The organism is Gimesia panareensis (assembly GCF_007748155.1).
GTDB lineage: Bacteria > Planctomycetota > Planctomycetia > Planctomycetales > Planctomycetaceae > Gimesia > Gimesia panareensis.
Genome location: NZ_CP037421.1, coordinates 558,356 through 570,975, shown reverse-complemented (window position 1 = coordinate 570,975; position 12,620 = coordinate 558,356). Strand labels below are relative to the sequence as shown.

Sequence of the window (12,620 nt, the reverse complement as noted above, 5' to 3'; positions counted from 1 at the left end):
TTTTTCATAATCCCCAAGTAACGGAGGGCGATTGAGATGAACTTAATCGCTGATACATACGCGCAACTGGAAGCAACCTGTTTTGTGGCCACAACAGAACAACCACACGAGGAACATCATGGCCACCCTGAACCTCCCGCCTTTTATAGTGTAATTCCGTTCGCCGCCCTTTTATTGTGTATTGCGTTTCTCCCCCTGATCCATAAAACGGAAGAGTGGTGGGAACACAACAAAAACCGATTCCTGGTCGCGGTGAGCCTGGGAATTGTCACCCTGCTCTATTACACATTTCTCTACGGGCATGGTGTCGTAGACCATGGTACACATGAATTGTCTGCCCCCGGATTCCCTGCCGCCGTCGTGGTTCTCAAGAATGCCATTCTAGGGGAGTATATTCCCTTTATCGCACTCTTGTTCTCACTGTATGTGATCAGTGGCGGCATTGCCTTCAGCGGGAACCTCGTAGGGCGACCGATTCTGAATACGGGCATTATCGCCATCGGTGCCGCGATCGCCAGCTTTATCGGGACCACCGGTGCCGCCATGCTGCTGATTCGGCCCCTGCTGAAAGCCAACGAGAAACGCGACTATGTGGCGCATACCGTCATCTTTTTCATCTTTGTGGTCTGTAACACCGGAGGCTGCCTGCTCCCCATTGGAGACCCTCCCCTGTTCCTGGGCTTTTTGAGAGGGGTTCCCTTCACCTGGACCCTCTCACTCTGGCCGGAGTGGCTCGCCATGAATGGCATGCTGCTGGCCGTCTACTTTGCCTTTGATACCGTCCGCTACCGCAAGGAAAATAAAGAGAAAGTGGAAGCACCACCTGAAAATCCCGAGCCCTTTGCGCTCAGCGGAGGCATCAACTTCCTCTGGCTGTTGATGGTGATTTTCTGTGTGGCGCTGCTGGATCCTTCCAAAACCGTCCCGGGTACCGACTGGCACGCACCTCACTTTTTCCGTGAAGGCTGTATGTTTGCCCTGGCCGGGATTTCCCTGCTCACGACCTCCAAAAGCATCCGCGAGCAGAACTCCTTCAACTATGAGGCGATCGTCGAAGTGGCCGCCCTGTTTGTCGGGATTTTCATCTGCATGCAGGCGCCCGTTCAAATTTTGAACGTCAAGGGGGCTTCCCTGGGCATCGACTCTCCCGCGAAGTTCTACTGGGCCACAGGCACGCTTTCCAGTTTCCTCGATAATGCTCCGACCTATGTCGTCTTCTTTGAAACGGCTAAATCCGCAGGGGGTGCTCCCCCCATGATTGCCGGGGTCAGCCAGATCGAGCTGGTTGCCATCAGTTTAGGAGCCGTCTTCATGGGCGCCATGACCTATATCGGCAACGGTCCGAACTTCATGGTCAAAGCGATTGCGGAAAAGAACAACATTCGCATGCCCAGCTTTTTTGGCTACATGGTTTACAGCTGTCTGATTCTGCTGCCACTCTCGATCCTGCTGACTATCGTCTTCCTGAGATAAAAGCAGATTCAGACATCAATGCAATCTGATACGAAAACAGGCAGCCCGGATTGAAGTTCCCGGGCTGCCTGTTGTTTTGTTGCTGCCTGTCGTTTTCAGGCAGAGATCGCAGTCAGAAAGCCGCAGAGTTTATTTCTTCTTTGCGGCTGTGACTTTTTTCAGCACATACTTCCGTGCCACCGGCTGATTGACCTCGTAGATCTTATCCTCCAGTGCTTTCGCTGCAGCTTCGCTCTCCTGAATCACCCGATCCTGATCTTCCAGGCGTTTATCCAGTTGGGCCACTTGAGCGACCTTCTTTTCATCCTTCTGATCACCCTGAGCATCAACTTCCCGTTTCAGACGGGCATACGACTGGAAAGCACGCCAGCTGTTCCGTTTGTCTTTCACGGGACCAGCATTACGCTCCTGGTTCAACAACGCGACCTTCATCGCCTGCTGATACTGTGGTGTCTTCGGATTGCCCTGCAGTTCAACGTGCCGGGCCAGTGCCGTGTTGGCATACTGTCCCACCACCTGCCCGTCGATGGACAGTTCGTAGCGTCCCGGAGGCAGATCATGAATCGACAGTGATTCCTGGCTCATCCGGTGCCCCAGTTTCGTCAACTCGGCCCCCAGCTTTGCCTCTGCGGGTACCACCCAGGGCAGGCTGTCAGCCAGCCAGGTGAATGTGACCCCATCATCCGTGTATTTCAGATCAGACAGTTTGCCGCCCCGGGCCGCCATCGCAGGTTCACCATTCGCTTTTTTGCTGATGGTGATACGGGAAACCTGTCGCTGCACGTTCATGTCAGACAGCAGGGCAACAGCCATCACCACCTGTCCCGGCGGATCCGGATGAATGGCGTCTCTGATCAGGGTGAACTGAGGATTTTTCTGCCGTTCCGTAATCGTGATGTTATTCAACGGGCTGTACATGTCCACAAACCCGAAGCCTGACTCAGCAGCGACTTCGCGCAACCAGGTTCCGTAATAAGCCAGAACCGAGTTATACAGCTCGACCGCTGCCGGATCGCGCTTCCGTTTCCCCAACCGGGCAGCCCGGGCATCAAACATGGTGGGAGTCATCAGAATCGGAGTCGCGCCAATGCCTTCGATTTTGCTGATCAGTTCTTTCATGTCTTCGTAATAGGTCAGGAAAATCTCATCGTTGAACGGCTGATACCGGCCGTCGTTCATTCCCAGCAGCACGGTCACATACTTGGGATGATAGGCGGCAACATCACGATCAAAACGTGCCAGGGCATCCCAGGCCTTGGCACCGCCCACGCCCGCATTGTGAAACTTCAGACGCATTTTGGGATAGCGTGTGTAAAAGAAATCTTCCACGTACTGCGTGTAGAGACACTGGTGCGTGATACTGTCCCCCAGGAAAACGATCGAATCGCCGGTTTTCAATTCCATCTTCGACAGCGGCGCTTTGTGCGTCTGCTGCTTCGCTTCCTGAGCGGATAAAAGTGTGGTCATCTGGAGCAGCAGACAGACTGCTACCAGACCGATCAGTTGACTCCTGATCTTCAGATATTTCATGATGTTTCCCCTTTCGTAAGGTTATCTGGAGTGTCAACGCGACAGCATTGTTGACTGAAGGCTACTTCTAATGTCCCTTGCGAGCCCCTGTTTTGCAAGCACCAGTTGAGGGCGCGAGCCTTATTTCGGCTGATCGGGCTGAGTGCCCTCTGGCGGGGGGACCGACTCGCGGACTTTCATTCCGGGAGGATGCATCAGCGGCTGGGGGTCTGCAGGCTTTAATTTCAATCGCTCTGCCGTCTGCTGATCGAGAAAGACCGCAGCCGCCTGATCTGCAAACACAAGCATCCAGCCCGGATTCGCCGCCATCCCCATGATTTCATTCCGGGAAAAACGGCTGTCCAGAATCACGGCTGGCAGTTGACCATTCTCATCCTGCAGTACATAGGCCCAGCTGGTATCCGCCCGCGCCATCTGCTGTCTGATCTGTTCGTACCATTCGAACGTCTTCTGGCTGTTGACCTCCAGGCGTCCGTCAAAGAACACCCTTCTATCGGGTCCGTTGTGAAAAATGTAGACCGCTGCCTGCCCCATGTTCGAAACAAAGGCACGGTCCGGCATCCCCTCCTGCCCCGCGAATTCCGCCGCACCATGCGCATACCAGGCTTCCGCTTCTCCCAGGCCGAGTCGCTTCCCTTCCCCTCCCCATGCATGCCAGTAGCCGGTAAACAGACTGACGAACAGAGCCAGAAAGAGGGCAGACGATACGATCATAGCCGGTGTTACCTGAAAATCTGACTGCCTGTCAGTTGCCAGGGGCTTACCTCGCACAATCAATCCGAACCGAATCCAGTCAGATAAATTATCACAGAGCACAATACCTGAGATCAGTGCAAAGATACTGGTATTCCGCGAGGCCTTGAATGCCAGATGCGTAAACGCAGCGAATAACAGGATCCGAAACAGGTTCACCCGTTTCTGAATCAGGAGCGGAATAAAACTGAACAGCGCCATGACCCCCAGTATCACCTGTGCAGCCACGAACAAATTCCGGAGCCCATGCTGTCGGATGAAATCCAGGGGAGGCTGAAATTCCCCGATCCGCACGGAATAAAAAGCCTGATCGACCGAAAATTTTTCATACAACGTCAGGGGAAACAGCACCCCCTGTTCGAAATAAGGATTTAAAAAGCAGGCAATCCCGGTCAACACAGCAATCCGGATCAACATCACGCCGGTCAGCTCCGTTGAAGCAGGCTCCATTCCCAAACGCCCTCGCGCCCAGACGCGAACCAGATGGTCGATCACCCACAGTACGCTGACCACCAGCCCCAGGACAAACAACGCATGACTGTTCACCCACAGCAGCGCCAGCAGGGGAATCAGCCACAACAGTTGTGGCTTCGACGCAGCCCGGCTGAGTACCAGCATCCAGGCTGCCAGATAGACCAGCGACAGCATTTCCGGGCGCACCACAGACCGTCCGGAGAGACAGACCACAGGCAGGATCCAGAGCAATGCTTTCCCCCAGGGCGGCAAGTAGCGACCTCCGGCAAACCAGGCCAGCGCGACTGTCAATGCCAGACAGAAGGCCTTGCTGAGCACCAGTAAATTGACGCCCCCCCAGCGGTACAGCCAGGTCACGAGCAGTTGAAACCCCCAGTGCAGGTCGATCCAGGGACGGTCGAAGTCCACGAAGGTAAACCAATCGAAGTATGGGACAGTACCGCGTTCCAGGATGAGCTCACCGGTCCTCAGATGCCACCAGATATCCATATTTCGCATCGGAAAACAGGAGACCAGAAACGACCAGACCAGCAGCATTGTCAAAAACAGAAGCTCATCTCGATAAGGCCTTGGGGGTTGTTCCGGCAGAGGCTGTATGTCATTCGCGCCGCTCGACGGTTTGACTCCCGTCTCGGGACGGGGAGCCCCCTTCTGTTCCGTTTTGTTTCGTGCTCGCTTCGCTTTACGCGACATAACAGCCTTACCCCTGGTCAGATCACAACATACCGACAGTCAGAGATTATTGTAGCGTGTTCTCGATCACCAAAAAATAAACCGGCCCCGATTCAAACTCAGTTTTCGCGGGGTTCAGAGACCGAACATGACAGAGACTGTACAACGGCCCCGGGGAAGCATCGAATTCAGGCACTGTTTAAATCGGGACGCCATGTCGCCTGGCATCAGGATCCCAGTCAAACTGATACGCTTCCCCCAGTTGCTGGCGGGTCAGATAGATGATCTGATGCGTGTGCCCGACAAAGTGGGGCACCGTATGTGTGAGCGCCCCCAGGACAGAAACAGAAAACCCCTGGATCGTACGCGGCTCCAGCAGATCGTCAGCCGAGAGGGACTGCATCACCTCGGATGCACGCTGCACGTTCTGCTCCAGCAGTGACAGCAGCTCGTCGCGATGATGACTCCGGTCTGCCTGAAACTCGGACTCCCGCTGCCGCGCATCGCTCCCACCGGTAATACCGGCAACCGCCCATTGATTGAGATTCCCGCATAAATGCAGAATCAGATTTCCAATGCTGTTGAGTTCTGCCGCAGGACGCCACCAGATCTGATCCTCATCCAACTGGCTCAGACAATGGCGTATTTTATGCAGCGACTGGGTGAGCAGGTGCTGGAATTCCTGGATGACCTGCTGCGAGAGATCATCTGACGAGGATGGCATTTGCCGCTCCCTTACTGCTCGCTCCGGCTCGTATCACAGCAAACCCCTGATACTAAGTCAGACGCGGTCCAAGACCGTTTGCCAGATGGTTAATAATCCCGGCCACAGCTCCCAGGTACTTATTCCCTTTCGAACGTTCAATCTCACAGGAACTGGAGGACGGCTTCAGTGCCCGGTTCTTGGCCAGATTACACATTCTGTCGAAGACATCATCCTGCAGGTCGAACAGTCGCGAGGTAATGAAGATATTCGAAGGATTGAAGATGTTAATCGCTGCAGCCACACCGATTCCCAGAAACTCGATCGTGCGATCCAGTTCCTCAGTGATATCGAGTTCACCCTGCTTGACCAGCTCCTTAATCGCATCGAAGTCGAGTTCCTTACCCACTCGCTTGGAGACATAATGGGTCAAAGCCATGTCGGTCGCGACGGTTTCCAGGCATCCCTGATTTCCACATCCACAAACCCGTCCCCCTTCCGGTTCGACGGTGATGTGGGCAATCTCGCCAGCCAGACCATGCTGACCATCCAGCAACTGTCCACCGGTAAAGGCCCCCATACCAAACCCGGAAGTCACATCCAGACTGACGAAGTCTTCCAGGTCCTGACCGGCACCATAAGTTTTTTCTGACAGACACAACGAAGTCGATTTCTGTACCAGAATGCATTCTAAATCGGTCTTCGCTGCAATATCGACGGCGGGGGCCTGGCCATCCACAATGTGCAGGTTCGAGGCCAGGAAGATCCGGCCATCGTTGCTGTTGACCAGACCGGGAACCGTGATCCCCACCCCCAGGGCCGGAATCTCTTCTTTCTGGACCAGATTCAGAATCTTATTGGAGATCGTATCAATCAACTCTTCATAGCTCTGGGGAGTTTTGAACTGATCGAGCTTTTCTTCGTGCAGGAAACCATCCAGTCCGGAAGCCACGATCGAACAGTAATCCCAGTCCAGTACCACACCAATGACCTGGGCACTGAAGCGGGGCAACTGCAAAAGCTTACCGGGCCGACCCACTGAAAATTCCGCCGTTTCACGCTCCTCCAGCAACCCCGCATCCAGCAGGGCACTGACAGCTTTGGAAACCGTGGGAGCACTGATGCCAGAACAACGCATCACATCAGCACGTGTTAATGTTCCCTGGCTCTGGATAACTTCCAAAACCTTACGAACGTTCATTTTTCGTAACAAGCTAGGGCGGTGTGGGGATTGCATAGTCACTCTACGTATTAAGAAAGAAATGGAATTACAACGACAGGTCGTCGAAATGAATCAAAAAATCACTCGGTAATCATTACTAAAAGTGAGATCGGGCTCTTTCCAGACTGGCGAAACTAGAGAGCACTTGATGCAGGATTTTGAACTTCCTGCTGTTGTAACTTTATATGATACGGAATCTTCACATAATTACAAACGCGAACCAAAAAGAAGGTATTCATTTTTTCATCTCGCTCTTTTTGGAGGCGGGGTTTCAGATATGAAACTGCAGAGGAGCACAACAGCCACAGCACTGAACATACAGACCCGGCTGATCACATAGAAGACAACTCGGGCCTGCTTGAGTTGACAACTACCACGCATGATCAACCGGGTAATACTAGAGAACTAACCAGTTCAGCGCTAAAACACTGTCGAAATTGAAATTTTTTCGAAGAAAGGTAAGTAAATACACTAATTATCAGGTTAATAAACTATAAATTCAGTTGGAACTGAAGTGTGGAGGTATATCACTTAAAAGTGGATCCCCAAGTCAAAATAGAATCCCGCAATCGATACGACCGGAATGGGGCCCTTTAGAACGTCCCTCATCCTGACCAACGGACCGGTGTAATCAGATAACCAGCCCGTTTCATTTGAACATCCTTCACTACGCCATCCCCTCGGCTTCAGTGGGCTCCGAATCGGAAAACCGGCCTGATTCGAGTAATCAGCCCCTGGTTCAGGCCTCACAATGAAAAAAACCTCGAGACAGGCTGCTGTCTCGAGGTCGGATTCAGAGGGTCAATCAGGCGGGAATCAGGATTCGACTCCCGCGAGACTCTCGTTGTAGAGGTGCACGTCGCGGCTGGGATAGGGAATCGTAAATCCGCGTTCATCAAACCCCAGCTTGATCCGCTCCGTCAGGTCCCACCGCGTGGCCCAGTAGTCGGCATTCTTGACCCAGGGACGGACCACAAAATTCACGCTGCTGTCAGCCAGTTCACTGACCGCAACCACCGGCTCCGGATCTTCAAGAATGCGTCCATCTCCGTGGACGAGTTCTTCCAGAAAAGCTTTGACCGCTTTCAGATCATCGTCATAGCCACACCCGACCACCAGATCGATGCGACGATTCTCTTTGATCGAAAAGTTACGAATCGTGCCTCCCGTGATTTGTCCGTTCGGTACCACAATCGCAATGTTATCACCGGTTCGCAGCGAAGTGGTAAAGATTTGAATCTCCTCAACAATACCTGCGGTCCCCCCTGCTTCGATGTAATCTCCCACGCGGAACGGCTTGAACAGAATCAGCATCACACCCGAAGCAAAATTACTCAGCGTGCCCTGGAAGGCCATCCCCACTGCGAAACCGGCTGCCGCCAGCACCGCTGCCAGGGAAGTGGTATCGATCCCCAGCTCCGAAAGTGCCGCCAGAATGACAATTACTAACAGGAGGGAATAAATGATATTCGACAGGAAGCGGGCCAGGGTCTCATCGACCTTTGCCTGTTTCATCAACCGGTTACAAAAGCGGCTCAGTATATTGGCAATCCATTTCCCGATCAGTAAGACGGCCAGGGCGACTACCAGATTGATCGCAAACTGCATCCCCTCGGTTGTCAGAGAGGTCTTGACGGTCTCCCAGAGCATATTCACCTTCGCCACGGGATCTTCGGAAATCGTTGTTGTTTTCTGAGCCAGGATTGACCACATAGTCGGGTCCCTTCTTCGAATTTGAGAATTGAAATGAGGCTGGAATTGAGCATACCACACTGACAGCGCAGCTCTGATCGCCGGGAGCTTCTGCCGAACGACTTGATTCTAGGCGGTTTTCTGCAGGAGTCCAACTTCGATTTTCAGAATTTTCCCTGCCTGATTCACACTGACAGCACAGGCACAAACTGCAATAATAACTCCATATCTTCGATGTGACTGACGGAGATCCCTCCTGTCAGTCACATCATTCCATTCGAGTTCGTATTGACCCCCGTTTGCAGGAAGCAATCACGATGTCATTCCCGCGCCGTCTCACTTATCCTTTTCCGCTCTGCCTGACGCTCTGCCTGGTCCTGACAGGAGGCCCTGTTCTCAAAGCCGCAGACACGGATCAGGTCCTCGTGACCGTCAATGGCCAGCCGGTCACGCAGGCCGACCTGAATTTTGCCAGGCTCTCCCGTGGCATCACGGGCAATCAGCAGGCGGTAAACAAACAGCTGCTGGAGAACCTGGTCGATCAGCGGCTGATCCGGGAATTCCTGGCTCAGCAGAAAATCACCGTTCCGCCGAAACAGCTGGATGAAAGCGTGCTCAAAGTCGAAAAATTTATCCGCAAGAAAGGGGACGACCCGCATCAGGTTCTCACCAAGATGGGTTTCACGCCTGAGAAACTTCGCGCCGCAATTGCGCTCCCGCTGGCCTGGAACATCTATGCCCAACGCGAAATCTCACTGGAGAAATTGCAGAACTATTTCGACGCCCATCGCGAAGAACTGGATGGCACACGGGTCGCAGCCAGCCACATCCTGTTGAAGTTACCTGCCAATGCATCTTCCGACGAGATCCGGAATGCGAAACAGAAACTGGCCGACCTGCGTCAACAGATCCAATCGGGGAAACTGAGCTTCGCAGAGGCCGCGGCTCAGTATTCGGAAGCCCCCAGTAAAACCGACGGCGGCAAACTGGTCACTTCTGCCTACCGGGGGAAAATGCCCCTCGTACTCACACAGCATGTCTTTCCGTTGAAAGAGGGAGAAATCAGCGAACCGTTTCAGTCCCCCTTTGGCATGCATCTCATCATCCTCGACAAAAAACACCCCGGCCAGTTCAGCCTGGAAGATGTCCGCGGAGAAATCTATCAGATTCTCTCTTCCGCGCTGTATGATCAGACCGTCCAGAAATTACGCGGCACTGCCAAAATCGAATGGACGGCGGAGACAAAATCGTAACCCAGGCGCTCATCAACCGACCTTATTCTCCTCTGGAATCGCTGCTCCATGTCGAGCTTATCTCTCATTAATTCGATTGTCATCACAGGTCAGCAACCGGGACCGCACTTGCTCATTCTGGGTGGCGTTCACGGCGACGAATACGAACCGATGGCCGCCATCCGCAGCCTCAAGAAGTTAATCGAACCAGAGGAGCTGAGCGGCAAAGTCACGCTGGTCCCCGTGGTCAACCAGCCCGCCTACGAACGCAGCAGCCGCTGTGGTCCGGACGAACTGGATCTGGCACGTACCTTTCCCGGTGCTCCCGATGGTTCCATCTCCCAGCAGATCGCGCATCAGGCGACACAATTGATCGAGTCAGCCGACTACCTGATCGATCTGCATACGGGAGGCCTGATTTCCGATCTGGCCCCCTTCTCCGGTTACTGCCTGCACTCAGATCAGACCATCCTCGAAACACAGCGCAAGATGGCCCGTGCGTTCGGCCTCCCGGTCGTCTGGGGAACCTCCGCGGAACTGCAGGGCCGCTCCCTCTCCGCAGCCCGCGATGCAGGTGTCCCCGCGATCTACGCCGAATGGGGAGGCGGCAGCCGCTGTCTTCCTGAAGCCGTCTCCGGTTATGCCGCCGGCTGTCTGTCCGTCATGTCGGCCCTGGGCATGCAAGAGACTCCCGTGAAGACTCAGCCGATCCAGTACCATATCGAAGACAACCGTGAACAGAGCGGACACCTGCAGCTGCAGAACCATGCGCCCGTCTCGGGCTTTTTTGAACCCGCCGTCAAGTTAATGGAAACGGTACAGGCAGGAGATTCACTGGGAACCATCTGCTCGCTCCTGGGAGATGAAATCACCACGATTACAGCCAGCCAGACCGGCGTGATCCTGGGACTCCGGACCCTGCCCTATGTGAAACAGGATGAGTGGCTGGCGGTGATTCTGGAAACCGATCGTCCTGCCCCCAGTACTGACTCCCCCTGATTCAAACACAGACAAACCAAAATGAGAGACGGAAAGGACCTCAACATGAATCCGCAACCGGTCGCCATGATCACAGGAGCCGCGGGAGGCATCGGAGGGGAAACCGCCGTCCGTTTCGCGGAACAGGGCTATGACTGCGTGCTGCTCGCCCTCCCGTCCGAAGATCTCAGCCCCGTCACCAGTCGCATTCAGGACACCGGTCGTCAGTTCCTGATCTGCACCGGCGACCTCTCAGACCTGGAGTACGCCCGGTCGGCCGTCGAACAGTGCATGTCGGCCTGGGGACGGATTGACGTCCTCGTCAACAATGCCGCCTGGCGCGAGATCACCACCATGCGCAACATCGAACTGACCAGCTGGGAAAAAACACTCCGCGTCTGTCTGACCGCCCCCGCTTTTCTCGCACGCTGGTGTGCCGCACAGATGGAACCCCGGGGACAGGGAGTGATCATCAACGTCTCCAGCATTCAGTCTCAGATGGCAGCCGGTATCAGCCCGGCTTACGTCGCCGCCAAAGGAGCTCTGGATTCTCTGACCTACGAGCTGGCGACCCTGTATGGCCCCTCAGGCATCCGCGTACTCAGTGTGAACCCCGGTGCGATCGACACCGCCATGGGACAGGACATCGCCGTCGATCAACAGGAAACCGCAACAAAGATTCGACAGGCCTCCGAAGACATGATTCCCCTCCGGCGCTGGGCTCACCCGCGCGAAATCGCCCGCAGTATCGTGATGCTGGCAGGCAACGATGCCAGCTATCTCACCGGAACCTCCGTCACCATCGACGGCGGCTGGAAACAGCAGTGCTCGCCCTACTCCGTGAAACACCTGCAAATCCCCGATCAGTTCCCTGAAGAATAAATCTGCAGGGATGCTCTAACCCAACAGGCGGACCGCAATTCGAATCGCCCCCAGACTGGGATCGTCCACGCACTCGACTGCCAGTGGTGCGAGCTGTTCATTGGCAAGACGCTCCAGCAGAGAGACCCGATAATCACGCTGATGCAGTAAAATCCCCCCGGTCAGCGCCAGGGCATACTCATCTGCTTTGAAATGCAGCCGTCGGGCCACCGCCAGCACCAGTTCCGCTAACTCGTTAACTCCCTGTTCCAGAATCGAGCGGGCCACCGGGTCGTCCTCTGCAGCCGCTGCAAATACCAGTCGAGACAAGCGTGCCACTTCGCTCCGATCTCCCGGGTCCTGATAGACATAACCGATCAGTTCCTCAGACGCTGTTAAACCTAGAGCCTGCAGGATACGGGATTGCAGCAGCGTCTCTGGTCCCCGTCCGTCCACCGCTTTCAGAACGGCCTTGATTGCCGCGATCGCCAGTTGATACCCGCCTCCTTCATCACCCAGCAGATAGCCCCAGCCTCCGGCACGCACTTCGGTTCCAGTCGCATCTTTCCCAAACGCCAGCGAACCCGTTCCTGCAATCAAAGCCACTCCCGTTCCTTGAGGAGTACCAGCCGCCAGCACCGTTTCGGCATCGGTCACCACGACCACTTCATCTGCAATCTGGTTCTGCACCGCCCACTCTGCCCAGGCGTTCTGCTCGGTTGGTCGTCCCGCGCCTGACATCCCCATGCAGAGTACCGCTGCCTGATGCTCTTTCGCCCCCGCCGACTGAAATGCACGTTCGATCGCCAGCTTTAATTCGATTGCCGCTGCTTCGAGACCGACGGCATTCAGATTCGAAGCCCCCGCGGTGCCCCGCCCCACGACATGGAATTCGTGATCATCCGAGACCACCGCCAGTGCCGCGGTCGTTTTCGAGCCGCCTCCGTCGATCCCCAGCACCAGCTGTCGGGAGTGTAATGACGTCATACGATGACTTTCCTAAACATGCTCGCCCTCAATCATTAGCCTG

At 54.8% G+C, this 12,620-nt stretch carries 10 protein-coding genes; 4 read left to right on the top strand and 6 right to left on the bottom strand.

Features of this window, described 5'->3' with window-relative positions; genetic code table 11:
• Positions 1 to 36 precede the first annotated feature (36 nt).
• Positions 37 to 1,473, top strand: a complete 1,437-nt coding sequence (locus Enr10x_RS02170) for a sodium:proton antiporter (RefSeq protein ID WP_145103558.1) — start codon at positions 37 to 39, stop codon at positions 1,471 to 1,473.
• Positions 1,474 to 1,602: 129 nt separating this feature from the next.
• On the opposite strand, the gene Enr10x_RS02165 is transcribed toward Enr10x_RS02170, so the two are convergent.
• The 5 genes from Enr10x_RS02165 to Enr10x_RS02145 all read right to left on the bottom strand — a co-directional run bounded on the left by Enr10x_RS02165 (position 1,603) and on the right by Enr10x_RS02145 (position 8,540).
• Positions 1,603 to 3,003: an SGNH/GDSL hydrolase family protein gene (locus tag Enr10x_RS02165; RefSeq protein ID WP_145103555.1), complete on the bottom strand. Its 1,401-nt coding sequence runs from the start codon at positions 3,001 to 3,003 to the stop codon at positions 1,603 to 1,605.
• 120 nt (positions 3,004 to 3,123) lie between these two features.
• Entirely contained in the window at positions 3,124 to 4,923 is a 1,800-nt protein-coding gene (locus tag Enr10x_RS02160) for a hypothetical protein (protein WP_145103552.1), read from the bottom strand.
• Positions 4,924 to 5,101: 178 nt separating this feature from the next.
• Entirely contained in the window at positions 5,102 to 5,626 is a 525-nt protein-coding gene (locus tag Enr10x_RS02155) for a DinB family protein (RefSeq protein ID WP_145103549.1), read from the bottom strand.
• A 52-nt stretch (positions 5,627 to 5,678) separates the two neighbouring features.
• A complete protein-coding gene (locus Enr10x_RS02150; protein WP_197996361.1) occupies positions 5,679 to 6,806 on the bottom strand; it encodes an ROK family transcriptional regulator in 1,128 nt (375 codons plus the stop codon).
• Positions 6,807 to 7,643: 837 nt separating this feature from the next.
• On the bottom strand, positions 7,644 to 8,540 hold the full coding sequence (locus tag Enr10x_RS02145) for a mechanosensitive ion channel family protein (protein ID WP_145103544.1): 897 nt from the start codon (positions 8,538 to 8,540) through the stop codon (positions 7,644 to 7,646).
• 296 nt (positions 8,541 to 8,836) lie between these two features.
• Here Enr10x_RS02145 and Enr10x_RS02140 point away from each other — a divergent pair, with 296 nt between their 5' ends.
• From Enr10x_RS02140 to Enr10x_RS02130, 3 genes are read left to right on the top strand one after another with little or no spacing between them, the layout of a single operon-like run.
• Positions 8,837 to 9,772, top strand: a complete 936-nt coding sequence (locus Enr10x_RS02140) for a peptidylprolyl isomerase (RefSeq protein WP_145103541.1) — start codon at positions 8,837 to 8,839, stop codon at positions 9,770 to 9,772.
• 48 nt (positions 9,773 to 9,820) lie between these two features.
• Positions 9,821 to 10,750 carry a succinylglutamate desuccinylase/aspartoacylase family protein gene (locus Enr10x_RS02135; RefSeq protein ID WP_145103538.1) on the top strand — a complete coding sequence of 310 codons (930 nt, stop codon included), beginning with the start codon at positions 9,821 to 9,823 and terminating at the stop codon, positions 10,748 to 10,750.
• 45 nt (positions 10,751 to 10,795) lie between these two features.
• Positions 10,796 to 11,611, top strand: a complete 816-nt coding sequence (locus Enr10x_RS02130) for an SDR family NAD(P)-dependent oxidoreductase (RefSeq protein WP_145103534.1) — start codon at positions 10,796 to 10,798, stop codon at positions 11,609 to 11,611.
• A 15-nt stretch (positions 11,612 to 11,626) separates the two neighbouring features.
• On the opposite strand, the gene Enr10x_RS02125 is transcribed toward Enr10x_RS02130, so the two are convergent.
• On the bottom strand, positions 11,627 to 12,577 hold the full coding sequence (locus Enr10x_RS02125) for an N-acetylglucosamine kinase (protein ID WP_145103531.1): 951 nt from the start codon (positions 12,575 to 12,577) through the stop codon (positions 11,627 to 11,629).
• Positions 12,578 to 12,620: the final 43 nt, after the last annotated feature.